Origin of the sequence: Maricaulis sp., assembly GCF_017642925.1 — a bacterium.
In the GTDB taxonomy this organism is placed as follows: Bacteria; Pseudomonadota; Alphaproteobacteria; order Caulobacterales; family Maricaulaceae; genus Maricaulis.
The window spans coordinates 111,148-135,978 of record NZ_JAEPOL010000007.1 but is presented as its reverse complement, the minus strand read 5'-3'; the positions used below and the strand labels follow the sequence as shown (position 1 = coordinate 135,978).

Sequence of the window (24,831 nt, the reverse complement as noted above, 5' to 3'; positions counted from 1 at the left end):
CAAAGAAGGCCCGCGCTGATGCCCAAACGCACCGACATCAAATCCATCCTGATCATCGGCGCCGGTCCCATCGTGATCGGCCAGGCCTGCGAGTTCGACTACTCCGGCGTTCAGGCGGTGAAGGCGCTGAAATCCGAGGGCTACCGGGTCATCCTGGTCAATTCCAACCCGGCCACGATCATGACCGATCCGGAGTTGGCGGACGCGACCTATATCGAGCCGATCACGCCGGAAATGGTCGCCAAGGTGATCGAGAAGGAACGCCCCGACGCGCTGCTGCCGACCATGGGCGGCCAGACCGCGCTCAACTGCGCGCTGGAGCTGAACAAGCGCGGCGTGCTGGACCTGTTCGGGGTCGAGATGATCGGCGCCAAGGCGGACGTGATCGACAAGGCGGAGAACCGCGAACGCTTCCGCGCCGCGATGGACAAGATCGGCCTGGAAAGCCCGCGCTCGCGCACCGTGCACACCATGGCCGAGGCCGAGGCCGTGCTGCCGGAGATCGGCCTGCCGGCGATCATCCGCCCCTCCTTCACCCTGGGCGGCACGGGCGGTGGCATCGCCTACAATGTCGAGGAATACGAGGCGATCTGCAAAACCGGTCTCGATGCCTCGCCGGTCGATGAAATCCTCGTCGAGGAGAGCATTGTCGGCTGGAAGGAATTCGAGATGGAAGTCGTCCGCGACCGGGCGGACAATTGCATCATCATCTGCTCGATCGAGAATATCGATCCGATGGGCGTGCACACCGGCGACTCGATCACCGTGGCGCCGGCCCTGACGCTGACCGACAAGGAATACCAGATCATGCGCTCGGCCTCGCTGGCCGTGCTGCGCGAGATCGGTGTGGAGACCGGCGGCTCGAACGTACAGTTCGCCGTCAATCCGGAAGACGGCCGCATGGTCGTCATCGAGATGAACCCGCGCGTGTCGCGCTCCTCGGCGCTGGCCTCCAAGGCCACCGGCTTCCCGATCGCCAAGGTCGCCGCCAAACTGGCCGTCGGCTACACGCTGGACGAGATCGCCAACGACATCACCGACGGCGCCACCCCGGCCTCCTTCGAGCCGACGATCGACTATGTCGTCACGAAGATCCCGCGCTTTGCCTTCGAGAAATATCCCGGCGCCGACAACCGCCTGACCACGTCGATGAAGTCGGTCGGCGAAGCCATGTCGATCGGCCGCACCTTCCATGAAAGCGTGCAGAAGGCTCTGCGCTCGATGGAAACCGGCCTGACCGGTTTCGACGAGGTCGATATCCCCGGTGTCGAGGAAGCCGCCAGCGAGGATGCCCGCAAGGAAGCCGTGCGCGCCGCCCTGTCGGTGGCCACGCCGGACCGTCTGCGCGTGATTGCCCAGGCGTTCCGCGAAGGCCTGAGCGTCGAGGAAGTGCGCGCGGCCTCGCTGTACGAGCCCTGGTTCCTGCGCCAGATCGAGGCGATCGTTCACGCCGAGGAAGACATTGCCACAATGGGGCTGCCGGAAACCGCCGAAGGCTTCCGCAATCTCAAAGCCATGGGCTTCTCGGACGCCCGTCTGGCCAAGCTGGTCAAGCGCGAGGAAGCCGATGTGCGCAAGGCGCGCCGCGCCCTGGGCGTGCGCCCGGTCTTCAAGCGGGTCGACACCTGCGCCGCCGAATTCTTCGCCGCGACGCCCTACATGTATTCCACCTACGAGATGCCGGCCTTCGGCAGCGAGACGGCGGATTGCGAAAGCGATCCTTCGGATGCGAAGAAAGCCATCATCCTCGGCGGCGGCCCGAACCGGATCGGCCAAGGCATCGAGTTCGACTATTGCTGCTGCCATGCCGCTTTCGCCTTCGGCGAGATGGGCATCGAGTCGATCATGGTGAACTGCAATCCGGAAACCGTCTCGACCGATTATGACACCGCCGACCGCCTGTATTTCGAGCCGCTGACCCTCGAGGACACGCTCGAACTGATCGCCAAGGAACAGGAAAAGGGCGAGCTGCTGGGCGTGGTCGTGCAGTATGGCGGCCAGACCCCGCTGAAGATCGCCGGCGAGCTGGAAGCGGAAGGCGTGCCGATCCTCGGCACCGCGCCGGACGCCATCGACCTGGCCGAAGACCGCTGGCGCTTCAAGGACCTCCTGGACCGGCTGAACCTGAAACAGCCGCCCAACGCCATCGCCTCCTCCGAAGAACAGGCGCGCGCCGAAGCCGAGAAGCTCGGCTTCCCGCTGGTGCTGCGCCCCTCCTATGTGCTGGGCGGCCGGGCGATGGAGATTATCCGCGAGATCGACAGTTTCGACCGCTATCTGCGTGAAGCCGTGCACGTCTCCGGCAAGTCCCCGCTCCTCTTGGACCGCTATCTCACCGATGCCGACGAGGTCGATGTCGACGCGATCTGCGACGGCGAGGATGTGTGGGTGGCCGGCGTGATGCAGCATATCGAGGAAGCCGGCGTCCACTCCGGCGACAGCGCCTGCTCGCTGCCGCCCTACTCGCTCTCGAAAGAAATGGTCGACGAGCTGAAGGCGGAAGCCGTCGCCATGGCCAAGGCCATCGGCGTGAAAGGCCTGATGAACGTGCAGTTCGCGGTAAAGGGCGGCGAGATCTACGTGCTCGAAGTCAATCCGCGCGCCTCGCGCACCGTGCCCTTCGTGGCCAAGGCCATCGGCCAGCCGGTCGCCAAGATCGCCGCCAAGGTGATGGCCGGCGCCAAGCTGAAGGATTTCGGCCTGAAGGATCCGGCACCGAAACACATCTCCGTCAAGGAAGCGGTGATGCCCTGGGCCCGCTTCCCCGGCGTCGACCCGGTTCTGGGCCCGGAAATGCGTTCCACCGGCGAGGTGATGGGCATCGACACCATGTTCGAGGCCGCCTTCGCCAAGGCCGAGCTGGGTGCCGGTGTGAAACTGCCGCGCTCGGGCGGCGTCTTCATCTCGCTGCGCGAGGGCGACAAGGCCGCGATGGTCGAGCCGGCGCGCGTTCTGGTGATGCTCGGCTTCAAGATTCTCGCCACCGCGGGCACCGCCACCGTGTTCGAGGATGCCGGCGTGCCGGTGACCCGCGTCAACAAGGTGTTCGAGGGCCGGCCGCATATTGTCGACCTGATGAAGAACGGCGAAGTCCAGCTGATCTTCAACACCACCGAGGGCCGCCAGTCGCATCTGGACAGCTATTCGATCCGCCGTACGGCCCTGGACATGCGCATCCCGTGCTACACGACAGCCTCGGCCGCACGCGCCGCAATCCTGTCCTTGCGCCGGATCGATGAAGGAGCGCTTGAACCTGTGGCCCTGCAGACCTACTCTTGATGGTCAACTTCGTGGAGGCTAGCCTGCCTTCCACTCCCGAAGATAAGTGGTCGTATGAACAAGATCCCGATGACCGTCGCCGGGCATAAAGCCCTCGACGAAGAGCTGAAACATCTCAAATCCGTCGAACGTCCGGCGGTGATCGCCGCGATTTCCGAAGCGCGCGAGCACGGCGACCTGTCGGAAAACGCCGAGTATCACGCGGCCAAGGAACGCCAGGGCTATATCGAGGGCCGGGTCCAGGAACTCGAGGACAAGCTGGCGCGCGCCCAGGTGATCGATATCGCCAAGATGTCGGGTGACACGGTGAAGTTCGGTGCGACCGTCACGGTGCTGGACGAGGACACCGAAGAGGAAGCCACGTACCAGATCGTCGGCGACGACGAATCCGACGTGAAGTCCGGCAAGATCTCCATCTCCTCCCCCATCGCCCGCGCGATGATAAACAAGGAGGTGGGCGACGTCATCGAGGTCAACGCCCCGGGCGGCCTGAAGAGCTACGAGATCATGAATGTGAGCTGGGGCGGCTAGGCGTTTCGCGTCACCATTTTAAGACGTAGCCCGCCCCTGATTACATCGTTCTTTGTTCAAGCTATTGTGTCGGAAACAACCCGAGGGATCTTCGAATGGTCGCGATTAGCGATCTCGAGAATTCCTCCTCTTTTCCTTTCGACCACACAACTGTCATACAGTGATTGGTGTCAAAATGTGTCTTGGCGGCATCAAATTTTGCACTTTCGCAAATGTACACTACTGGTTTTCCCAACCCCTCAGCATAACCAGCCTCCCAATAGGCCCCAGAATTGTCGTGCGTTAAGTCGACAATCACAAATGCCGCATCACGAATTTGTTCTCTGAGCAAATTGTCAATTATACCCGCTCTAGCAACGTCCCGTAGGTCTACGACTTGGTATCCCAATTCTGAAAGAACCTTCGGTTTTACAAACGTAGACACAAGGACTTCAAGTTCTAGATCTCCAAATTTCATTGCTACAAACGCGTATTTCCCAGCTCGAAGCCCCGAGCGCAATTCTTCAAATTCCTCCCAACCATCTAGAGTTAAATTCAACTCTGATAGATGATAAAAATCTCCATCTGAATCAGGTACTAGTTGGCCTTTTAAAAGATTCCTTGAACTAGTTTCTCGAAAAATATTTTCTGCATCTAAGAAATCGAAGAAACCAATTTTTGAAAAGTCTCTTGGGCTCAATTCAGATAGATGGCTACCGTTTGAAAGAACGTGCAAACCCACAACTTCAATTAAATTCCTAGCCCTTTCGATCGGAGAAGGTAGACGAAGTTCCACACTATCGTCGTCAAACCAACTCGTTGTTATTCTGGGAATATAGTTTTCAGACTGCGCGATCTGAATACGGTGCGATATCGCAGCTCTTTCAACTGAATTCAGACTCCTCACACGCACGCTCAAAGCTGTTCGCGATAGAGTAAACCGTCCACAGGCATCACACTCGAACGCTCTTCCATCAATATCCGAGGAGTGCTCGTAACAACGTCCAAAGAAGCGACCTTCGCAGATAGGACATTCAACAGATTCACCCACAACAGCACCTCGCACTTCACCCAGCGTAGCTGAATGGAAATTATTGGCACCCCGCATCGGATGCCGACTTGGTAAACCATGCAACAAAGCACCCTTTCGTTGCAAACGCATACACACCAACGGTGAGCGCGAAACCAATCATGCCTTCACCTACCGTCTCGTCGAAAGACCTTGATTGCCGCTAGAAGTGCCGCTGCCGCGGAAGTCATTGGTCACAGAGCACTGGCGCGCAGCGAAAGCGGAATGCCGCCTGCGGCGGCCCCCATCGACCCGATGCTGCGCATCGGCCCACTTCCCCACGATATGGGGAAGAAGGACGCCACCCCTCAAACCGTCATCCTGACGAAAGTCAGGACCCAGATCATATGGCCCGCTTCTTCCAGGAAAGGCCCCGCCTCGCTCTGCGATCTGGGTTCCGGCTTTCGCCGGAATGACGGTTCGGAGCGTGCCGGGAGCAACGCGCGGTTGGTGAAAGACGCGGGCCCTCCCGCTCCATCACCTTACAACCACATGCCGGAATTCCGCCTCAGAGGTTCAGCCGGGTCAAGGGCGCCGCATCGCCCCACGTCCTCATGAAATGGGAAAGAAAAAGCGCCACCCCTACAAACCGTCATCCTGACGAAAGTCAGGACCCAGATCATATGGCCCGCTTCTTCCAGGAAAGGCCCCGCCTCGCTCTGCGACCTGGGTTCCGGCTTTCGCCGGAATGACGGTTCGGTGCCTGCCGGGAAAAACGCGCGGTTGGTGAAAGACGCGGGCCCTCCCGCTCCACCCCCTTGAACCACATGCCGGAATTCCGCCTCAGGGGTTCAGCCGGACCAGGGGTACCGCATCGACCCACTTCCCCATGAAATGGGAAAGAAAGACGCCACCCCACAAACCGTCATCCTGACGAAAGTCAGGACCCAGATCATATGGCCTGCCTCTTCCAGGAAAGGCCCCGCCTCGCTCTGCGACCTGGGTTCCGGCTTTCGCCGGAATGACGGTTCGGAGCGTGCCGGGAGAAACGCGCGGTTGGTGAAAGACGCGGGCCCTCCCGCTCCACCCCCTTACAACCACATGCCGGAATTCCACCTCAGGGGCTCAGCCGGACGCCGCATCGCCCCACTTCCTCAAGAAATGGGGAAGAAAGCCTCCCCCACAAACCGTCATCCTGACGAAAGTCAGGACCCAGATCACAAGGCCGGGCTTTCGCCGGAATGACGGTCCGGTGCGCGTCACCTCACGCACACGGCGAGAGGTGACGCGCTTGCAGCAACGTCTTGTCAGAACCGCCGCGTCACGCTGGCGCGCACGGTGCGCGGAGCGCCGTAGAAGCAGTTCACGGCAGAATAGCAGCGCGCGACATAGGTCTCGTCGAACAAGTTCGAGCCGGAGACCGCCACACGCCAGTCGGCATAGTCATAATGCACCGAACCGTCGAACAGGGTGACGGACGGGTTGGTGTAGACTTCCGGCGTGAAGGCGGACGGCAGATTGCCGGCGCTTTCAGCCATGAAGCGCGCGCCCAGCGAGGCGCCGAGACCGGCAAGCCGGCCTTCCTGGATCGTGTAGTCGGCCAGGGCGGAGGCCTGGAAGCTGGGCACGACCGGCAGTTCGGCGCCCAGGTCCGGACCGTTGGAGCGGGTGACTTCGCTGTCAGTCCAGGTCAGGGCGGCATTGAGGCTCAGACGCTCGCGGAAGCGGCCGACGAATTCGACCTCGAAGCCGGAGACTTCCACTTCACCGGTCTGCACCTGGAAGCTCTCGCCCGCGGCGTTCTGCGGATCCGGCGTCAGCACATTGTCCTGCACCAGGCGATAGACCGCCGCCGTCGCGAGGACACGCGTGTCCGGCCCCAGATCCGGCTGGTATTTCACACCGGCTTCCACCTGTTCGCCGCGCGTCGGGTCGAAGGCCACGCCATTGCGGTCGGAACCGGCCGCCGGCTGGAAGCTGCTCGCCCAGGAGACGTAGGGCACGAGACCATTGTCGAACCGGTAGGCCAGGCCCGCCGTCCAGGACGTGTCGTCATCGTCATGGTCGATACCGGCCAGGCGCTGTTCGGTCTTCACCCAGTCATGGCGCACGGTCAGCGTGGCGATCCAGTTGTCCAGCCGCGCCTGGTCGACGAGGTAGAGACCGGTCTGCTGCTGCAGGGTGCTGTCGAAGGGCGCGGTCGGCAGGTCGGCGATGGTGTGGCCGTAGACCGGATTATAGATGTCGATGGTCGGGATGCCGGCGAAGGAGAAGGCCGAGGCGCCGATATAGTCGTATTCGCGCCAGTCCAGACCGCCGGTCAGATCGTGCTCGATCGCGCCGGTGGTGAAGGTGCCCGCCAGCCGCGTATCCACCGACAGCGTGTCGACATCCTCGTCGAAGGAGAAGGAATAGCGGCTCACCGTGCGGTAATCGTCCGGCGTGCCGTCGAAGTCGGCATCGACAAAACCATTGCCGCCAATGCCGCGCTGGATGGATTCCAGATCCGTGTATTTCAGGTTCTGGGTGAGCGTGATGCCGCCCTCGAATTCGTGGGAGAACTCGTAGCCGACGCCGTAATGCTCGCGCTCGAAACGGTTATAGCTGGTCTCGCCCAGATTGGCGTCGACTGGGATCGGCCCGTTCGGATTGGGCGTCAGCGTGCCCTGGGACGGGAAAAAGCCCATGCCGTCGCCATAGATGCCGTCATCCTGATAATAGGCCAGCAGGGTCAGCGTGGTGCGCGGCGAGGCCTGCCAGGTCAGGGCCGGCGCGATATAGGTGCGGTCGGTATCGACACCGCGCGTCTGGCTGCCGCCTTCGCGGTAGAGACCCGTCAGGCGCGCCGAGACCGTGTCCGACAGGGCGCCGGTGACGTCGCCATTGATCTGCCAGAGATCCTGATTGCCGACTTCCACACCGATCTCGCCGCCGAATTCCTCACGCGGACGGCGCGAGACGATATCGACCAGGCCGCCCGGCGGGGTGAGGCCGTAGAGCGCTGCCGACGGGCCGCGCAGGATGCGCACGTCTTCCGCGCCATAGAGATCGAGGCCGGTATTGGCGATCGAGCCGATCGAGCCGCGCGTGCCGTCCAGGAATTGCACCGGTTCGAAGCCGCGCATGGTCAGCCAGTCGACGCGCATGTCCGGGCCGTAATTCTCGCCCGTCACACCGGCCACATAGCGCACGGTCTGGGAGAGATTGTTCCAGTCGAGCAGGTCGATCTGGTCGCGCGAGATCAGCGAGACCGATTGCGGCGTCTCGATCAGCGGCATGCCGGTCTTGTTGGCTTCTTCCGAGCCGAGCGGCACATAGTCCGGCGCCGTGACGACGATGACATCCTCATCGGCGGTCTGGGCGAAAGCGGGCGCTGCGGCAACGGCACCGATGGCGGTCGCGGCGAGGCAGAGGGAGCGGAAGGTCATGGGTGTGAGCTTTCTGTCTTCTTCTTGGGGGAGGTTGTTTGCTTTGGAGAGGTCATTGCCGCCGCCGGGCCCGGGCCCAGACGATGGCGATCAGGGGCATGGCGAGGCCGGCCCAGGAGAGGACGTCGCTGAAACCGTCACCGGCCAGCGCACTGACAAGACCGATCAGGCTCAACAGGCCGATCAGCGCAGGCATGACAAAGATCGCGCCGAGGCTGCGGCGGCGGGGCGGGGCGGCAGCGCGGCTCATGCCTCGGCCTCCGCCATCAGCGTGCGCACCGGCCGCTTGCGGCGGGCAAGCCACAGATAGACGCCCGAGCCGAGCACGACGATCGTCACCAGATCGAGCAGCGCCCAGAGGATTTTCATCGGCAGCCCGCCATAATCGCCGAAATGCAGCGGCTGGGAGAGCAACAGCGCCTGCATGTACCAGGGCATGGGGCGGATATCGGTCAGCTCGCCGGTCACCGCGTCCACCAGGCCGACCGTCAGCAGGCGCTTGGTCAGCGGCGTCGCGCCCTGCAGGAAGACGGCATAGTGATGATCGGTTGAGTAGAGCCCGCCCGGGAAGGCCACGAACTGCACCCGCATGCCCGGCGCCGCTGTCGTCACCGCATCGATCGCGCCCTGGATCGAGCCCAGCTCGGCTGGCGGTTCGGCTTCGCGATAGCCTGCCGTCATCTCGCCCAGCTGGGTCGCCTGCCATGTCGCGGTAATCGGTTCGGAGAAGGCATTGATGACGCCCGTCAGCCCGACCACGCTCGCCCAGGCCAGGGTGACGATGCCGAGGAGATTGTGCCAGTCGAGCCATTTCACCCGGCGGCTTCTGGACACCCGCAGCGTGCCGAAATCATGCTTGCGCATGAAGGGGGCGTAGAGCACCACGCCGGACGCGATGGCGACGACAAAGAGCGCGCCCATCGCTCCCAGGAAGAACTTTCCCGGCAGGCCCAGGAACATGTCGATATGCAGCTGGAGGATCACCGCCATGATCCCCTCTTCCACCGGCGGCGGCACAAAATCCGCCGAGCGCCAGTCCAGCGACATCAGCGTCATCTGCCGTTCCGGCGCGTCATAGGCCGGGCCCGAGGTGACATTCACCACCGGCCGGTCCTCGTCGAAACTCATGAACAGGCCGACCTCGCCGGGCCGCGAGGCCAGCGCTTCGGCAAGCACCGTGTCGAGACTTTCCAGCCCGTCATCGCCGGGCAGGTCCGGCATGACGTACTCCTCACCTGTGAGGTGTTCGATCTCGTGATGGAAGATCAGCGGCAGACCGGTGACGCACAGCATCAGCAGGAAGAGCGTGCACACCAGGCTCGACCATTTGTGCAGCCAGGACCAGATCTGGATGGTGGATTGGGACATACGCGCCTGGGCACCGCCGGAGAATGCAACTAAGTCGCATTCCGCATACTGTACTCAGGCCCGCGCAGCAAGCAAGCGCGCACAGCGCCATCCTGTCGCAGGGCTTCAGGAACCGCTGCCAATGCCCGGAATATGCCGCGAGGGATCGCGGGCAATCCCGTCCTGCCGCACTTCGATATGCAGATGGGGTCCGGTCGCATTGCCGCTCGTGCCGACATCGCCGATATGCTCGCCACCGTCGAGATGGTCGCCGGTTGCTACATGGACGGCCGAGAGATGGGCATAGAGCGTAACCCAGCCCTGGCCGTGATCGATCACGACCGTACGCCCCCAGGCTGCCGATCCCTGATAGCCGAAACCGGCATGGATCACCTCGCCGGCGCCGGCCGCCCGGACCGGGGTTCCGTACTGCGTGGAGATGTCGATGCCGGAATGATACCGACCGCTGCTGCGCGCGGCGCCGAACCCGGAATAGACGATGCCGGACACGACGGGATAGCTGAACAGGACACTCCCCGCCGCTGCCGCGGGCGCGGCTTCCCCGGTTTCCGCGCCGGGCACGGCGATCCCGGCCGGAAACGTCGCCTCTGTCTCATTGGGCCGCGGTGTCTGCGCGCAGGCCGCCAGCAGGCCCAGCGTGCCGAGTAAAACTGTGTGACATGAATGATGCGCCAATGGCATCCCTATGTCCTATCCATGCTGCCATGATGTAGCACATCCTACACCATGACAGCACGGCGTGCAGACCGGACGCTAGCGCAAGCCCGGAAGATACTCGGCCGGATCGATCCGCTGGCCGTTCTGGTGCAGCTCGACATGGACGTGGGGTCCGGTCGAGCGGCCGGTGGAGCCGACACGGCCGATCTGCTGGCCGGACGACACGCGGTCGCCGACCGAGACGTCAAACCCTTCCATATGGGCATAGACCGTCTGCCAGCCATTGCCGTGATCGATCGCGACGGTATTGCCCCAGGCGGCCTCACCGTTGAACCCGGCCGCGGCATGAACGACAACGCCCGGTCCCGGTGCCACGATCGGCGTGCCGCGCTCGGCCGCGATATCGACGCCATGATGGAATTGCTGGGCGCCCGCCGGACGGGCCGGACGATCGCCATAGCGGCTGCTGATCCGGCCATGGGCAACGCGGTGGGTCAGCGACGGGGCCGGGGCCATGACAGGACGCGGCTCGGCGCGGGGTTCGGCCTGCGGGGCCGGACGGACCTGGCGCACCGGGCTGGGCTCGGAGGCCGGCTCTACACGCGGCGCCGGATGCGGCTCGGGCGAGGGCTCGGCCACCACCGGTGCGACCGGGGCCTCGCGGCGATTGATCTTGGGTTCGCCGGACGTCCCGCGCTCTTCCTGCAACGCCGTCAGTTCAGCCAGGTCCTGTTCCATCCCCAATTCCTGGAGATAATAGTAGAGCAGGTGGAAATTGCCCTCGGCCGGATCGTCGGAATAGACCGCCCGGGCATAACCCAGACCGTCCTCGAAGCGGCCGGCCTGGCCATAGGCCTGGGCCAACATCCGCATGAAGCGCAGATCGGGCTCATCCTCGCCGAGCGCAGCCTCAAGCGCTTCCGCGCCGGCCTCGGCATCGCCATTGGCGATCATCAGCTGGCTGATATTGATGCGCATATTACGGTTGCCATCTTCATCCATGGCGCCCGTGTCGATCGCGCTTTGCCAATCGGCAATCGCCGCCTCGACCTGCCCGAGTTCATAGTGCGCCCGGCCGCGCATCTGCAGCGCAGTCGCCCGGTCATGAGCTGAACTCTCGGGCGCATCGACGATTGCAGAGAGCTGGCCGATGGAGGCCTGCCAGTCCTCGTCCTGCTGGGCCGCGAAGGCGGTCTGTATCGGCGCCTGCGCGTCCTGTTCGGGCGCGACATGCTCGGCCGGCTCGGCGACGACGCGCCGTTCGGTGATCAGCGCCTGGGCACCGGCGACCGGCAGTCCGGCAGCGAGGATTGTGGCAGCCAGCCAGGCCGCGCGGCCGCGCCGGCTGGCGGTTGAAGTCATGATGGCCTTGATCCGCATTTCACGATGTCTCCTGTCGTGAGGGCCGAAAGCAGACGCCGGCGGCGCCGCGATCCGCATGGTTTCGATCAGCGCGGCCGCATAGGCCTTGCGCCGTGCGCCCCCCAGCGCCTCCAGCGTGTCGCGGTCGCAGGCGATTTCCCGCGCCGCATTAAGCTCCCGCTCGATCCAGCGGAGCGGCAGGTTGAACCAGAAGAGTGCAATCAGCGCGGCACCGACCAGGCGATCCCGCTCGTCGCCGCGGCGCAGATGGGTCAGCTCGTGGGCCAGGGCAAAGCGCAGCGCGTCGGCGCGCGCCAGCATCGCCGCCGGAACCAGCACGACACCGCGCCAGCCGGTCAGGATGGGCGAAGCCGTGTCGGGCCCGACCCGCATCTCCGGCGCACGCACGCCGATGTCCTCGGCAAGCGCCTCGAGCGGCCGGCGTTCCTCGCGGCTGGCCGGGCGGCTGGCCGCGATCATGCGACGCCGCGCCAGGTGGCGCAGGCCCGCCAGTCCCAGGCTGACCAACAGACCCGCCAGATAGAGCGCCAGAACGGTTTGCGTCAGCGATGGCAGCGCCGGAAGTACCAACCCGCCCGCCTCGACCGCAAGCGGCAACGGACCTGTCACTTCGGTAAATTGCGGCTCGAAAACCAGCGCTGCGCCGCCGGTGGTCACGGTCTGCGGCACAGCATAGATCATGGCCGCCAGCGGTACCGGCAGCAGGGCTACAAGCCGTGCCGTGCGCCATAGTGCGATGTCTGTATCCGCCTCACCGCGCCGCTGCAGGCGGGCCAGCACCCAAGCCGCGCCGCCGGCAACCAGCGACAGAGCACCGCCGATGAGGAGCGCATCAATCAATCCGCCGATCATGCCTCGTCCTCCCCGCGCTCCGCTTCATCGGCCTGTTCGAGCAGGCGGGTCAGCGCGGCGGCCTCCTCCTCGCTGAACAGGCGGCTCGACGCGAAAGCGGTACCGGGCAGCGGGCCGTCCATGTCCAGGACATTAGCCGCGAACTCGCGGATCATCCGGCTCATCATCGAGACCTTCTCGACCTTCGCCGTGAACACCGACAGGCCGTGCACGTCCTTGCGACGGATGAGCCCCTTCTCGGTCATCCGTGTCAGCAGCGTGCGCGTGGTGGAGTAGGACCAGCCGGTATCGGCCGAGATTGCGTCCTGCACCTCGCGGGCGCTCTGCGGCCCGGCATTCCAGAGATGCTTGAGAACGGCCAGCTCGGCCTGGGAGGGCGGTGATGCAGACATGCGGTTACTCCAGCCTTGTCGCGCTACATATGTCGCACGTTGTTACACGTGTAGCGCAGCCCGTCAACCGGCCTTGACGCGATCCCGCCTGCGCCGTCTAAGTCGGAACATGTCCGAACCGTCTTCCACACTTGCGCCATTGACCATCTGGGTCGTCTCGGACGGCCGCCGCGGCATCGAGAACCAGGCACTCGGCCTGGCCGAAGCCGTCGCGCGCGAACTGGGCACACCGACGCGGATCGAGCGCGTGACGGTACGCAAGGACGGTTTCGTCACCCTGCCCGCCAACTCGCACCCCGATCTGTGGATCGGTTGCGGACGCGCTGCCATCGCCGAGGCGCGGCGCCATCGCCGTGTCTTTCCGGACTGCTTCTTTGTTTACGTCCAGGATCCGCGCGGCCGCTATTCGAGCTTCGACCTGATCGTGGCGCCCGCGCATGACCGGCTGCGCCGGGACAATGCGCTGTCGATGATCGGCTCGCCCAACCGCATCGCAGCGTCACAGCTCGACGAAGCCAGAGCCTGGTTCACAAACGAGATCGATGCGCTGCCGGCACCGCGGGCCGCCGTGCTGATCGGCGGCGCCTCCAAGCGCTACCGCATGACACCGAAGATCGGCCGCTATCTGGAAGAGCGGATCGCCGGCCTGCTGGACCAGGGCGTCGGCGTCATGGCGACCGTGTCGCGGCGCACGCCCGACGCGATCCGCAAACGGCTCGCCGAACGCTTCGGCACCGATCCGCGTGTCTGGTTCTTCGATGGCGAGGGCGACAATCCCTATTTCGCCTTCCTGGCCGCCGCCGACTGGATCTTCGTCACCGAAGAATCCACCAACATGATCCTGGAAGCGGCCACGACCGGAAAGCCGGTCTACCTGCTGGCGATGGACGGCAAACCGGGCAAGTTCTCGCGTCTGCACGCAGCGTTGGCCGCACAGGGCGCGCTGCGTCCCTTCCTCGGCACACTTGAAACCTGGACCTACCCGCCCCTGGACGAGACGCGCCGCATGGCGCACGCCGTCATCGACCGGTGGCAGCCCGCACCGCAATGAGGTTCCCTTTCATGTCTTTCCTTTCCAACGACCCGGTCGTGTGCCGGCACGGCCATATCGCGCTGGCCAGCCAGCCCCGCGAAGCCGATCTCGACAACTGGGCCGAAGACGGTGTGGCGCTGGTCGTCAATTCGCGCACGCCGGAAGAGACTGCCGCCCTGCCCTTCGACCTCGCCGACGCTGTCGCGAGCCGGGGCATGCAATATGTCGAGCTGCCGATCGGCGGCCCCTGGGGCGCGTCGCCGGAACTGACCGTGCGGCTGGGCGCCCTGCTGGCAGCCCATCCGGATAGCGGGATCGTCCTGCATTGCCGCAGCGGCACCCGCTCGGCCCACCTCTATGCCGCCTGGCTGATCCAGACCGATGAGGCGCCGGAAACCGTATTCGAGACAATGGGCTGGCCGGGCAGCCGCGACATGGCGCTGGTGCAGGCCCTGCTTCCGCTTTGACCTGCATGGCCGGTCTGCAGCAGGAGAGGCGTGCACGTCCGGCGGGACTCTCTATATAGGGGTCCGATTACATCCAAGAGACACAGCGGCACTGGCCTGCCCGCAAGACTGACCAGAGGTTTTTCCATGTCCGACACGCGTCACGAACGCCTGATCATCATCGGCTCCGGCGCCGCCGGTTATACGGCTGCCATCTATGCTGCCCGCGCCATGCTGAAACCGGTCCTGATCGCGGGCCTGCAGCCGGGCGGCCAGCTGACCATCACCACGGATGTTGAGAACTATCCGGGCTTCGCCGATGTCATCCAGGGCCCCTGGCTGATGGAGCAGATGCGCGAGCAGGCCGAGAAGGTCGGCACAGAGATGATTTCCGACATCATCGTCGAGGCCGACCTGAAAACCCGTCCCTTCGTGCTCAAGGGCGATAGCGGCACGACCTATACCGCAGACAGCGTCATCATCGCGACCGGCGCCCAGGCCAAGTGGCTGGGCATTGAGAGCGAGCAGAAATTCCAGGGCTTCGGCGTGTCGGCCTGTGCAACCTGCGACGGTTTCTTCTATCGCGGCAAGGAAGTCGTGGTCGTGGGCGGTGGCAATACGGCGGTCGAGGAAGCGCTGTTCCTGACCAATTTCGCCTCCAAGGTCACCCTGGTACACCGCCGCGACAGCCTGCGCGCCGAAAAGGTGATGCAGGACCGGCTGTTCAAGCACGAGAAGATCGAGGTGGTGTGGGATTCAGTGGTCGAGGAAGTGCTGGGCGACGAGGATCCGCTGGGCGTCACGGCCGTTCGCGTGAAGAACGTCAATACCGGCGAGACGACCGACATCCCCGCGCACGGCTTCTTCGTGGCGATCGGTCACGCGCCCGCCACCGAGCTGTTCGTCGATCAGCTGGAAACCAAGGATGGCGGCTATCTCGTCGTCGAGCCGGGCACACCGAAAACCTCCATTCCGGGCGTGTTTGCCGCCGGCGACGTGACCGACGACGTCTATCGCCAGGCCGTCACGGCGGCCGGTATGGGCTGCATGGCGGCACTCGAGGCGGAACGCTATCTGGCCTCGCAGGAATAGGCCGCCCTGTCGGGGCTCTGGACTTTTGAGCCCCGATCGCGCCTGCTGCCTCCATGAACGCTCCGCTCGCCTCCACTCGCGACAAGCTGATGCGGTCGGCGCTGGAACTCGTCGCCGAAGACGGTTTCTCCGCTGCGACAACAGCGGCCATCGCGAAACGTGCGGGCGTGGCCGAGGGCACGCTCTACCGGCATTTCGACAGCAAGGACGCCCTGTTCGTCGCGGTCTATTCGGGCATCAAGGAAGCCGTCTACCGCAGCGTCATGGCGGAGACCGATGATTCGGGAAGTTTCCGGGACCGGTTCCGGCAATTGTGGCGCGGCGTCTGGAATGCCTACCGGGCCGATCCGGCCGCCTTCACCTATGGCCAGCGCTTTTCGGAATATCCGCTGTCGGACCGCGACAGCACGCCGATCCATGACGGTTTCGTGCGCCATATCCGCACGCTGATCGAGGACGGCCAGGCCCACGGCGAGATCAAGGATATTCCCGGTACCGTGCTGACCGCCTTCTTCTTCCCGCCCATGGTTTCGATGCTCAAACAGGCCAATGCCGGTCGCGACTGGACGGCCTCCGAAATCGACATGGCAATCGAGACCGCCTGGGACTCCTGGCGCCTGAACCGCTAGACTACCTGAACCGTTATGACGACCGGCAGGGCTTGCGCGTTCTCATCGGGCGCCCCATATGTGAGTGAGCGCTCACGTCATTTACACGCACTTGCGCTGCCTCACGATCCATCAAACCTCATCTCCACCAGGGGAGACCATCATGCAGACACGCGAAATCGGACATTCCGGCATTTTCGTAAACCCGATCGGCCTTGGCTGTATGGGCCTGTCGGAATTCTACGGCCCCGCCGTCAACACGCGCGACGGCGTTGCCCTGCTGCACGCTGCCATCGACGCCGGCGTCAATCACTTCGACACCGCCCAGCTTTACGGCATGGGTGCCAATGAACGCCTGCTGGGCGAAGCCTTCCACGATCGCCGCGACAAGGTGGTGATCGCCACCAAGTTCGGCCCCGTGCGCGACAAGGAAACCGGCGCCTTCCTGGATGTCGACGGGTCTGAAGCCAATATGCGCAGCGCCATCGAGGAGTCGCTGCAATTCCTCAAGACCGATCATGTCGATCTCTACTACCTGCACCGGATCGATCTCAAGCGCCCGATTGAGGAAACCGTCGGCGCGATGGCGAAACTGGTCGAGGAAGGCAAGGTCCGAGCGCTCGGCCTGTCCGAAGCGTCTGCCGAGACGCTGCGCCGGGCCAATGCGGTCCATCCGATCAGCGCGCTGCAGTCGGAATATTCCATCTTCAGCCGCGATATCGAGGACGGGCCGCTGCCGGCCGTGCGGGAGATCGGCGCCTCGCTTGTCGCCTATTCGCCACTCGGCCGGGGCTTGCTGACAGGCCGTTACACCCGCGACCACAAACCGGCCGAGCATGACTTCCGCCAAGGCGCCCACCAGCCGCGCTTTGCGGAAGGCGCATTCGAAGCGAATCTCGCCCTCGTCGAGGAGGTGAAGACGGTGGCCGGCGAAGTCGGCGCGCATCCTTCGCAGGTCGCACTGGCCTGGGTGCTCGCCCGCGGCGACGACATCCTGTCCATCCCGGGCACCACGAAGCTTGCCAATCTGGAAATCAATCTCGGCGCAGGAGCCGTGGAGCTGAGCGAGGCCCAGACCGAACGCCTCGACCGCCTGGCGGACGATGTGAAAGGCGGCCGTTACCCCGAAGCCCGCATGGCGAATATCAACGCCTGACGCATCCCTCTTAACGGTTGCACACGCGTGTGTAAAAAGGGGGAAGCGCGCGTCACGCTTCCCCCTTAACATTGAGTCATAAGTACGTAAGCTCCCGCCAAACCACGACACCCTATGGATGCAGTACGCTAGTTTGGAGGATTACGACATGAAACGCGCACTTCTGGTCGGCCTGTCTGCGGTACTGCTCGGAACGACAAGCGCTGCCGCGCAGGTTTCATCGTCCGAACTGGCCCGGTTTTCCCGATACGATGACAACTCAAGCCGCCATGTCGACTACGAAATCTGGACTGATCTGCTGTATGATATCGTCCTGAACGTACCGGTGATGGATCGCGAGCCGGAGCGGCTCCGCGCGGTCAATACGGGCACCCGGATCTCCACCGCCAACGAGTCGCGCTATCGGTTCGAGGCAAACCGCGTCGCCTACCATCTGATGTCCGATGAGTATCAGGAGGCGATTTCGGCCTACCGGCAGGACCTCGAATCGCTACCTGGCCACGTCGATCTGGCCACGCTGTCGAGCAATGAACAGCTGGCCTACTGGCTGAACCTCCATAATGTAGCAGTGATTGAGCAGATCATGCTCAACTATCCCCTCACTCGAGTTAATCGGCAGGAGGCCTACGGTACCAACGAGAACTTGTTCGAGGCCAAAATTCTCAATATCGCCGGCGTCCCCCTCAGCCTCAACGATATCCGCCTGAGAATCGTCTACCGGCAGTGGGATGATCCGCGGGTGATCTACGGTTTCTTCAACGGTGCAATCGGCGGTCCGGAAATTTCGCGCACGGCTTTCGATGGGGATAGCGTCTGGACCCAACTCGACCGGAATGCCGAGGAATTCATCAATTCACTGCGCGGTGTCGAGGTTGCCCGGCGCGAACTGCGCGTCTCGCATCTCTATGAGGAAGCTGCGCACTTCTTTCCCGACTTCGACAATGACCTGCGGGCCCACCTGTCGGTATTTGCCAATGCGGATACAGCCGAACAACTGGCCCCGGGTCGCCCCGTTTACGCAACAATCGAGGACTGGCACATCGCTGATCTGATCAACGGTTCGACGCGGTGCGTCGGTCCGGGCGGCGCTGCAACGATGTATTCTGGCTCCCCGGATCCGTCATCAGGCATTGTCGCTGCCGGCACAAGCTGCTCCACAGCACTGCCGTCGAACGCACTCGTCCTTCTCAATGCCGTTCAGGAACGCCGGATCGAGCTGATGCGCGAGGGCCGCTACGGCGAGGTTTATACGGTCGATATTCCCACCGACGAGAACGGCAATGAGCTCCGGCTTGAGCCAACCGAGATCGACAGCCCCGACGACAGCGAATAACACCTCGCGATTTGTGCCCATACAGATAGACTGCCCCCGGGAGATGCCGATTCCGGGGAGACGCAGGGCATGGACTGGGACAAGCTGAAAACCTTCCACGCCGCTGCACAGGCCGGGTCGCTGACCCGTGCCGCCGAAATACTGGGCCTGTCGCAATCGGCCGTCAGCCGGCAGATCGCGGCACTGGAGGACGATCTCGGCGTCACCCTCTTCCACCGCCATGCGCGCGGTCTGATCCCGACCGAGCCGGGCAATCTGCTTTACGAGGCCGCCCGCGAGATCCACGGCAAGGTGGCCGTCGCCGAGGCACGCGTTCATGACGCCCGCGACGAACCTTCCGGCGAACTCAAGGTAACGGCACCGACCGCGCTGGGCGCGATCTGGCTCGCCTCGCGCCTGTCGGAATTCCACGACCAGTATCCCAATATCCGTATCCGGCTGATGCTGGACGATCACGAACTCGACCTCGCCGGGCTTGAGGCCGAAGTCGGCATCCGTCCCTGGGCTTCGACGCAGAACGATCTCGTCCAGCGCAAGCTGCTGGCCGTGCGCCAGCACCTCTATGCCAGCCACGAATATCTCGAACGTCATGGCCGGCCGCAGACGCCCGAGGACCTCGACGATCATTCCATCATCCACTACGGCCCGCCACAGCTGGCCCCGATCCCGGGACTGGACTGGGCCGCCAAGGCCGGCCGCGAACCGGACGCGCCGCCACGCCCGGCCGTCGTTGAGGTCAACACGATCTATGGCGTCATGAAGACCGTCGAGGCCGGCATGGGGATAGCCGCCCTGCCCGACTATGTCGCGCGAGAAAATCCGCGCCTCGAGCGCGTCCTGCCCGATCTGGTCGGCCCCGATTTCGAAGTCTATTTCGTTTATCCCAGCGAGCTGCGCGGCTCCCGGCGCATTGTCGCCTTCCGCGATTTCCTGATCGAACAGGCCCGCCGCTGGCAGAGCTGACCACACTGTGACCAAATCGGCCGGAATGCATGGCAAGAATGTGTTCTTGCCGCGTTTCTGCATGGCCGACATGCCTGCATGGCTCTGGTCGCTATTTCGCAACTGCGGCATAAGCCTTGCCAACGCGGCGGCGACGTCGCGCTCTCAGATCCCCCATCTGAGTTTTGCATACCCGTCTCCTCCCCATACGGTATGCACTTCGCGCCGGACCCCGTCTCCTCCCCTTTCGGGTCCGGCGCCTACCCTTTTCGGGCTACCCCGCCCGCAAACTTCTCTGGCGCCCCGGTTCTTCAGGACCGGGGCGCTTTTTTGTGCCCGAAACAAAAAACACCCCGGAAGCGGGGCCTCCGGAGTGTCTCTTCCGCCAGTGAACCTGGCGCCATGGCATGGGGTTTGGCGTATCAGCCGACGGTGGAGCGCAACATCCACGCCGCCTTCTCGTGCGCCGTCACGCGCGGCGCGAGCAGATCGGCCGTCGCTTCGTCATTATTCTCGTCCGCCAGGGACAGCGCCTTGCGGATCGTGGCGACGACGGCCTCATGGCCCTTCACCAGATCCTTCAGCATGTCATTGGCCTGGGTTTCCTCGCCGCCGGACTTGATCGAGGCGGCTTCGGCCATCTCGTTGTAGGTGCGCGGCGCGACAAGGCCGAGGGCGCGGATGCGTTCGGCGATTTCGTCCGTCGCGGTCCACAACTCGTTGTACTGGGCTTCGAACAGGCCGTGCAGATCGTGGAAGCGCGGGCCCGTGACGTTCCAGTGATAGGCGTGCGTCTTGAAGTAGAGCGCGTAAGTGTCGGCCAGAACGGCCGTCACGGCCTTGGCCATGGTTTCGCGTTGCGTTTCGGACAGACCCATATTGATGCTCATTGTGTTCTCCATTTGTGGTTCGCGTGCGGCCGGGCCGCGGCATCGACACTTATATGAGCCCCTGACCTCCATAATTCAAATGAGGATTAATTGGGTCATCCATAAACTTCGCCTATACCTATTTCAGCGAAGCGCAGAAGCGCTGGATCCGCAGGCCGGCTTCTTTCAGCGACGCATCATCCGTCGCGTAGGAAATCCGGAAACCCGGCTCCAGACCAAAGGCCACACCCGGAACAACCGCCACAGCTTCTGCCTCAAGCAGGGCCGAGCAGAAATCGGTGTCGTTCTCGATGCGCGTTCCGTCCGGTGCCGTCTTTCCGAGCGTGCCGGAACAGTCAGCAAAGACATAGAAGGCGCCTTCCGGCGTCGGCGCAACGAGACCGTCTGACGCATTGATCGCCTCCAGCACCAAGTCCCGGCGGCGCAGGAAGGCCGCATTGCGTGCTTCCAGGAAGCCGTGATCGCCGTTCAGCGCCGCGACCGACGCCCACTGGCTGATCGAGCAGGGGTTGGACGTGGTCTGCGAGGCGACCTTGCCCATTTCCTTGATCAGCGCCTGCGGCCCGCCGGCATAGCCGATCCGCCAGCCGGTCATGGAATAGGCCTTGGACACACCATTCATCGTCAGGGTGCGGTCGTAAAGTTTCGGCTCGACCTGGGCGATGGTCGCGAATTCATAGCCCTCGTAGACAATGTGCTCATACATGTCGTCGGTCATGACCCAGACATGGCTGTGCTTGAGCAGCACATCGGCCAGCGCCTTCAGCTCGGCAGCGGTATAGCCGACACCTGTCGGGTTGGAGGGCGAGTTGAGGATCAGCCAGCGCGTCTTCGGCGTGATCGCCGCCTCGAGCTGTTCCGGCGTGATCTTGAAGCGGCTCTCGATGCCGGCGCGGATCGGCACCGGCGTGCCGCCGACCAGGTTCACCATTTCCGGGTAGCTCACCCAGTAGGGTGCCGGAATGATCACCTCATCGCCCGGATTCACCGAGGCGAGCAGCGCGTTGTAGATCACCGGCTTGCCGCCCGTGGACACATGCACCTGGGCCGCCGTGTATTCCAGGCCGTTGTCCCGGCGGAACTTCTTGATGATGGCGTCCTTGAGTTCGGGAATGCCGTCGACCGCCGTGTATTTGGTCTCGCCGCGGCGGATCGCGTCGATCGCCGCGTCCTTGATGTGATCCGGCGTATCGAAGTCCGGCTCGCCGGCGCCCAGCGAAATGACGTCAATGCCCTTCGCCTTCAGGTCGCGGGCCTTCTGGGTCACGGCGAGCGTGGCGGAGGGTTGCACGCGCTGCAGCGCAGCGGAGGGCGTAAAGGTCATGACAGTGTCCCGGATCGTGTATGCGAAGACACGACCCTAGTCGGGCTTGCCGGGCCCGCCAATAGCCCAGCCATGCAGTATCGCCAAAACCGCGCAGCGTTTTTGCATGGCTGCCGGGGCCGCTCAGCCGCCCCGCAATCGCCCTACTTTTCCCCCTGATCGCCGCATTCCCGCCCTGCCGCATCCGTGATCGCAGTCCAGCGTTTGCTCGGACAGGGAGGCCGGCCGCCCCCTGCCGCACCCTCGCAGAGGCGGGGCGGCCGGCGCGTTTCGGGGAGTATCCAGATGACATCCACACACCGCAGCCGCGGGTCCGGTTCGCAGGGCGGTTTCGCGCTCGTTCTGGCCGCCGCCGTCTTTATCGTATCGCTCTTTCTGTGGGCAGAAGCCCGGGCCGACGCGCCGGCCCCGCCGGACGCCGGCCTGGTCCGTCTTTCGGAGATGGAGGAAAGCGCGCTGCTGATCCGCACCGTCGATGCGGGGCTCTACATCCCTGCCCCGCTGGTCGCGACCGATATCGCGCTCGATATTGCCGGCCCGGTCGCGCGCGCCACGGTGACCCAGCGATTCGAGAACCCGTCGGATGCCTGGGTCGAGGGAATTTACGTCTTCCCCCTACCCGCCGATGCCGGCGTCGACCGGCTGCGCATGCAGATCGGCGACCGTTTCATCGAAGGCGAGATCCATGAACGGCGCCAGGCGCGGCGGATCTATGAGGAAGCCCGGGCGAACGGCCAGCGCGCCAGCCTGCTCGAGCAGGAACGCCCCAACATGTTCACCACATCGGTCGCCAATATCGGCCCCGGCGAAACCATCATCGTCCAGATCGAATACCAGGACGTGGCCCGCCTCGCCGATGGCACATTCGAGCTGCGCGTGCCGCTGGCGATCACGCCGCGCTACATCCCGGCCGATGCACCGCAATTTGTCGCCGAAGGCCGCAACCGTCCGGCCGCAGTGCCGGACGCCCACCGCATCACGCCGCCCTTGATGCACCCCGATGGCGAACCGGAAAACGCCCTGCGCCTGCCCGTCTCCATCACCGCCCGCCTGCAGCCGGGTTTCGTGCCGGGAGAGATCGCCAGCCTCTATCACGCCACCCTGGTCGAGCACCTGGGCGATGGCGATGCGCGGATATCGCTCGCCGACGGTCCGGTGCCGGCCAATCGCGACTTCGTCCTGACCTGGCGCCCGGCCGAGGAAGACCGCCCCAGCGCCGCCCTCTTCACACAGACTCTGAATGGCGAAACCTATCTTCTCGCCCAGGTCCTGCCACCGGCCATGCTCGGCGCGGACACGCAGCGCCGGCCGCGCGAGACGGTGTTCGTGATCGACAATTCGGGATCGATGGCGGGCGCCTCCATGCGCCAGGCGAAGCAGGCCCTGCTGAGCGCACTCGACCGCATGCAGCCCGGCGACCGGTTCAACGTCATCCGTTTCGACAATACGATGGAACAGGTCTTTCCTGCGCCGGTCGACGCAAGCCGGGACAATCTCGACCGGGCGCGGCGCTTCGTTCGCGGCCTCGACGCCAATGGCGGCACCGAGATGCTGCCTGCCATGCAGGCCGCCCTGGTCGATGCCACGCCGCAGGACACGGCGCGCGTGCGCCAGGTGGTCTTCCTGACGGACGGCGCTATCGGCAATGAGGATGCGCTGTTCGCCGCCATCCATGACGGGCTGGGCCGGTCGCGGCTCTTCCCGGTCGGCATCGGTTCGGCCCCCAACACCTATTTCATGAGCCGCGCAGCGCGCGCCGGCCGCGGCACTTTCACCCATATCGGCGATATCTCTGAAGTCGCCGGCGCGATGGACGCGCTCTTTGCGGCACTGGAACGCCCGGTGATGACCGACCTGGACGCGCTCTTCCCCGAAGGCGCGCTGAGCGAGATCTGGCCTGCGCCGCTGCCGGACCTCTACTATGGCGAACCGGTGCTGATGACGGCCCGCCTCGACAATCCGGCCGGCAGCATGCGGCTGGAAGGCCGGATGGGTGAGGCCCTGTGGCAGGCGGATCTGTCCCTGTCCGATGCCCGGCCCGCGAACGGAATCGCCACGCTGTGGGCCCGCAACCGGATCCGCGCAATCGAGGAGCTCCGCTACCAGGGCGCCAGCCCCGAAGCTATCAATGCCGAAGTCCTCCAGACCGCGCTCGACTTTCATCTCGTCTCCCGCCTGACCAGCCTCGTGGCCGTCGATGTGACGCCCGCGCGGCCGGCGGACGAGGCTCTGGCCGCACGCGATGTTCCCCTGATGGTGCCGCACGGCTGGGACTTCGAGGCCGTGATGAACCGCAGTCCGGAGCGGCAGCACCGCGCCGCACTCGACCCCGCCCTCATCGACCGCCTCGCCCCCGGCACGCCGCCGGCAGCCGGCGATGCGCGGGCACGCGAGGGTCTGGCTCTGCCGGCGACCGCCACACCGCGAGAATGGCTGATCCTGCTGGGCCTCCTGCTGGCCCTCGCCGGCCTGGCCTGGCGGGTGGCGCAGCGGAGGCAGTCCACATGCTGAACCCCACCCTGTTCGCCAAGACCGCCTCGCTGGCCCTGATTGCCGCCGGCACCGCCCTTGTCGGGCAGGGTGTCTGGATCGGCGCCAAGGCTGAAATTGCACAGGCCCTGCTCGCAAGAGCCTGGGCCCGTGCGATCGACGGAGAGTCCGCGCCCACACCATGGCCCTGGGCCGATACCTGGCCCGTGGCGCGGCTCTCCGTTCCGGATCTGGGCGAACACGCCATCGTGCTGGCCGAGGCCGGAGGCGAAGCCCTGGCCTTCGGCCCCTCCTTGCTCACGGCGTCCGCCACGCCCGGCGAACCCGGCATCTCGGTGATCGCCGCCCATCGCGATACGCATTTCCGCTTCCTGCAGCATGTCGAACCGGGCCAGACCGTCATCATCGAACGGACGGACGCACCGCCGCTCGCCTTCCGGGTCACCGGCAGCGAGATCGTCGAGGCGGCCCGCTCCGGCATCGAGACCGGCAATGGCGGGCCAGCCCGGCTGGCCCTGGTGACCTGCTGGCCCTTCGATGCCGTCACCCCCGGCCCGCTGCGCTATGTGGTCTGGGCTGAACCGGCCGGGGACCTGCAAACAGCCGGTCTGCATCCATAAGCGCCACCGGACGCATCAT

The 24,831-nt window shown here is 64.3% G+C and carries 20 protein-coding genes; 11 read left to right on the top strand and 9 right to left on the bottom strand.

Annotated elements, in window-relative coordinates:
- Positions 1-18 precede the first annotated feature (18 nt).
- Together carB and greA are read left to right on the top strand one after the other, a co-directional pair.
- Entirely contained in the window at positions 19-3,279 is a 3,261-nt protein-coding gene (carB, locus tag JJ918_RS07725; RefSeq protein ID WP_291885431.1) for a carbamoyl-phosphate synthase large subunit, read from the top strand.
- A 54-nt stretch (positions 3,280-3,333) separates the two neighbouring features.
- Positions 3,334-3,810 (top strand): transcription elongation factor GreA, encoded by a 477-nt coding sequence (gene greA, locus JJ918_RS07720; protein ID WP_291885429.1) that lies wholly within the window; start codon positions 3,334-3,336, stop codon positions 3,808-3,810.
- 61 nt (positions 3,811-3,871) lie between these two features.
- Here greA and JJ918_RS07715 read toward each other — a convergent pair whose 3' ends face one another.
- The 7 genes from JJ918_RS07715 to JJ918_RS07685 all read right to left on the bottom strand — a co-directional run bounded on the left by JJ918_RS07715 (position 3,872) and on the right by JJ918_RS07685 (position 12,878).
- Positions 3,872-4,951 carry a hypothetical protein gene (locus JJ918_RS07715; protein ID WP_291885426.1) on the bottom strand — a complete coding sequence of 360 codons (1,080 nt, stop codon included), beginning with the start codon at positions 4,949-4,951 and terminating at the stop codon, positions 3,872-3,874.
- Positions 4,952-6,105: 1,154 nt separating this feature from the next.
- Positions 6,106-8,226 (bottom strand): TonB-dependent siderophore receptor, encoded by a 2,121-nt coding sequence (locus tag JJ918_RS07710; protein WP_291885423.1) that lies wholly within the window; start codon positions 8,224-8,226, stop codon positions 6,106-6,108.
- Positions 8,227-8,278: 52 nt separating this feature from the next.
- Positions 8,279-8,476, bottom strand: a complete 198-nt coding sequence (locus JJ918_RS07705) for a hypothetical protein (protein ID WP_291885420.1) — start codon at positions 8,474-8,476, stop codon at positions 8,279-8,281.
- On the bottom strand, positions 8,473-9,594 hold the full coding sequence (locus JJ918_RS07700; protein ID WP_291885416.1) for a PepSY domain-containing protein: 1,122 nt from the start codon (positions 9,592-9,594) through the stop codon (positions 8,473-8,475). Before JJ918_RS07700 ends, JJ918_RS07705 begins: the two co-directional genes overlap by 4 nt.
- A 105-nt stretch (positions 9,595-9,699) precedes the next feature.
- Positions 9,700-10,275 carry a murein hydrolase activator EnvC gene (locus JJ918_RS07695; RefSeq protein WP_291885413.1) on the bottom strand — a complete coding sequence of 192 codons (576 nt, stop codon included), beginning with the start codon at positions 10,273-10,275 and terminating at the stop codon, positions 9,700-9,702.
- A gap of 72 nt (positions 10,276-10,347) precedes the next feature.
- Positions 10,348-12,486, bottom strand: a complete 2,139-nt coding sequence (locus JJ918_RS07690) for a peptidoglycan DD-metalloendopeptidase family protein (RefSeq protein ID WP_291885411.1) — start codon at positions 12,484-12,486, stop codon at positions 10,348-10,350.
- On the bottom strand, positions 12,483-12,878 hold the full coding sequence (locus tag JJ918_RS07685) for a BlaI/MecI/CopY family transcriptional regulator (protein ID WP_271188172.1): 396 nt from the start codon (positions 12,876-12,878) through the stop codon (positions 12,483-12,485). The genes JJ918_RS07690 and JJ918_RS07685 overlap by 4 nt, the downstream gene beginning before the upstream one ends.
- A 109-nt stretch (positions 12,879-12,987) precedes the next feature.
- Between JJ918_RS07685 and JJ918_RS07680 the strand changes: the two genes are divergently transcribed.
- The 7 genes from JJ918_RS07680 (at position 12,988) to JJ918_RS07650 (ending at position 19,509) form a co-directional block, all read left to right on the top strand.
- Positions 12,988-13,929: a mitochondrial fission ELM1 family protein gene (locus JJ918_RS07680; protein ID WP_291885407.1), complete on the top strand. Its 942-nt coding sequence runs from the start codon at positions 12,988-12,990 to the stop codon at positions 13,927-13,929.
- Between the two features lie 11 nt (positions 13,930-13,940).
- Positions 13,941-14,378 carry a sulfur transferase domain-containing protein gene (locus tag JJ918_RS07675; RefSeq protein WP_291885404.1) on the top strand — a complete coding sequence of 146 codons (438 nt, stop codon included), beginning with the start codon at positions 13,941-13,943 and terminating at the stop codon, positions 14,376-14,378.
- Between the two features lie 126 nt (positions 14,379-14,504).
- Positions 14,505-15,449 carry a thioredoxin-disulfide reductase gene (gene trxB / locus JJ918_RS07670; protein WP_291885401.1) on the top strand — a complete coding sequence of 315 codons (945 nt, stop codon included), beginning with the start codon at positions 14,505-14,507 and terminating at the stop codon, positions 15,447-15,449.
- Positions 15,450-15,502: 53 nt separating this feature from the next.
- Positions 15,503-16,078, top strand: coding sequence for a TetR/AcrR family transcriptional regulator (locus tag JJ918_RS07665; RefSeq protein WP_291885399.1), 576 nt, complete (start codon positions 15,503-15,505; stop codon positions 16,076-16,078).
- Between the two features lie 142 nt (positions 16,079-16,220).
- Positions 16,221-17,213 (top strand): aldo/keto reductase, encoded by a 993-nt coding sequence (locus tag JJ918_RS07660; RefSeq protein WP_291885396.1) that lies wholly within the window; start codon positions 16,221-16,223, stop codon positions 17,211-17,213.
- Positions 17,214-17,361: 148 nt separating this feature from the next.
- Entirely contained in the window at positions 17,362-18,546 is a 1,185-nt protein-coding gene (locus JJ918_RS07655) for a DUF547 domain-containing protein (protein ID WP_291885393.1), read from the top strand.
- A gap of 69 nt (positions 18,547-18,615) precedes the next feature.
- On the top strand, positions 18,616-19,509 hold the full coding sequence (locus tag JJ918_RS07650; protein WP_291885390.1) for a LysR family transcriptional regulator: 894 nt from the start codon (positions 18,616-18,618) through the stop codon (positions 19,507-19,509).
- 401 nt (positions 19,510-19,910) lie between these two features.
- On the opposite strand, the gene JJ918_RS07645 is transcribed toward JJ918_RS07650, so the two are convergent.
- The gene (locus JJ918_RS07645; protein WP_291885387.1) at positions 19,911-20,378 is read right to left on the bottom strand and encodes a Dps family protein; all 468 of its coding nucleotides are present in this window, start codon (positions 20,376-20,378) and stop codon (positions 19,911-19,913) included.
- Positions 20,379-20,496: 118 nt separating this feature from the next.
- Complete coding sequence (locus JJ918_RS07640) at positions 20,497-21,702, bottom strand: pyridoxal phosphate-dependent aminotransferase (protein WP_291885384.1); 1,206 nt, start codon at positions 21,700-21,702, stop codon at positions 20,497-20,499.
- Positions 21,703-21,987: 285 nt separating this feature from the next.
- Between JJ918_RS07640 and JJ918_RS07635 the strand changes: the two genes are divergently transcribed.
- Positions 21,988-24,213 (top strand): marine proteobacterial sortase target protein, encoded by a 2,226-nt coding sequence (locus JJ918_RS07635; RefSeq protein ID WP_291885381.1) that lies wholly within the window; start codon positions 21,988-21,990, stop codon positions 24,211-24,213.
- A complete protein-coding gene (locus JJ918_RS07630; protein WP_291885378.1) occupies positions 24,207-24,812 on the top strand; it encodes a class GN sortase in 606 nt (201 codons plus the stop codon). The genes JJ918_RS07635 and JJ918_RS07630 overlap by 7 nt, the downstream gene beginning before the upstream one ends.
- Positions 24,813-24,831 lie beyond the last annotated feature (19 nt).

What these genes read in the sequence shown, in the direction of transcription:
- carB (WP_291885431.1), top strand. Translation starts at nt 19, where the DNA reads ATGCCCAAACGCACCGACATCAAATCCATCCTGATCATCGGCGCCGGT.
- greA (WP_291885429.1), top strand. Translation starts at nt 3,334, where the DNA reads ATGAACAAGATCCCGATGACCGTCGCCGGGCATAAAGCCCTCGACGAA.
- JJ918_RS07715 (WP_291885426.1), bottom strand. Translation starts at nt 4,951, where the DNA reads ATGCGTTTGCAACGAAAGGGTGCTTTGTTGCATGGTTTACCAAGTCGG.
- JJ918_RS07710 (WP_291885423.1), bottom strand. Translation starts at nt 8,226, where the DNA reads ATGACCTTCCGCTCCCTCTGCCTCGCCGCGACCGCCATCGGTGCCGTT.
- JJ918_RS07705 (WP_291885420.1), bottom strand. Translation starts at nt 8,476, where the DNA reads ATGAGCCGCGCTGCCGCCCCGCCCCGCCGCCGCAGCCTCGGCGCGATC.
- JJ918_RS07700 (WP_291885416.1), bottom strand. Translation starts at nt 9,594, where the DNA reads ATGTCCCAATCCACCATCCAGATCTGGTCCTGGCTGCACAAATGGTCG.
- JJ918_RS07695 (WP_291885413.1), bottom strand. Translation starts at nt 10,275, where the DNA reads ATGCCATTGGCGCATCATTCATGTCACACAGTTTTACTCGGCACGCTG.
- JJ918_RS07690 (WP_291885411.1), bottom strand. Translation starts at nt 12,486, where the DNA reads ATGATCGGCGGATTGATTGATGCGCTCCTCATCGGCGGTGCTCTGTCG.
- JJ918_RS07685 (WP_271188172.1), bottom strand. Translation starts at nt 12,878, where the DNA reads ATGTCTGCATCACCGCCCTCCCAGGCCGAGCTGGCCGTTCTCAAGCAT.
- JJ918_RS07680 (WP_291885407.1), top strand. Translation starts at nt 12,988, where the DNA reads ATGTCCGAACCGTCTTCCACACTTGCGCCATTGACCATCTGGGTCGTC.
- JJ918_RS07675 (WP_291885404.1), top strand. Translation starts at nt 13,941, where the DNA reads ATGTCTTTCCTTTCCAACGACCCGGTCGTGTGCCGGCACGGCCATATC.
- trxB (WP_291885401.1), top strand. Translation starts at nt 14,505, where the DNA reads ATGTCCGACACGCGTCACGAACGCCTGATCATCATCGGCTCCGGCGCC.
- JJ918_RS07665 (WP_291885399.1), top strand. Translation starts at nt 15,503, where the DNA reads ATGAACGCTCCGCTCGCCTCCACTCGCGACAAGCTGATGCGGTCGGCG.
- JJ918_RS07660 (WP_291885396.1), top strand. Translation starts at nt 16,221, where the DNA reads ATGCAGACACGCGAAATCGGACATTCCGGCATTTTCGTAAACCCGATC.
- JJ918_RS07655 (WP_291885393.1), top strand. Translation starts at nt 17,362, where the DNA reads ATGAAACGCGCACTTCTGGTCGGCCTGTCTGCGGTACTGCTCGGAACG.
- JJ918_RS07650 (WP_291885390.1), top strand. Translation starts at nt 18,616, where the DNA reads ATGGACTGGGACAAGCTGAAAACCTTCCACGCCGCTGCACAGGCCGGG.
- JJ918_RS07645 (WP_291885387.1), bottom strand. Translation starts at nt 20,378, where the DNA reads ATGAGCATCAATATGGGTCTGTCCGAAACGCAACGCGAAACCATGGCC.
- JJ918_RS07640 (WP_291885384.1), bottom strand. Translation starts at nt 21,702, where the DNA reads ATGACCTTTACGCCCTCCGCTGCGCTGCAGCGCGTGCAACCCTCCGCC.
- JJ918_RS07635 (WP_291885381.1), top strand. Translation starts at nt 21,988, where the DNA reads ATGACATCCACACACCGCAGCCGCGGGTCCGGTTCGCAGGGCGGTTTC.
- JJ918_RS07630 (WP_291885378.1), top strand. Translation starts at nt 24,207, where the DNA reads ATGCTGAACCCCACCCTGTTCGCCAAGACCGCCTCGCTGGCCCTGATT.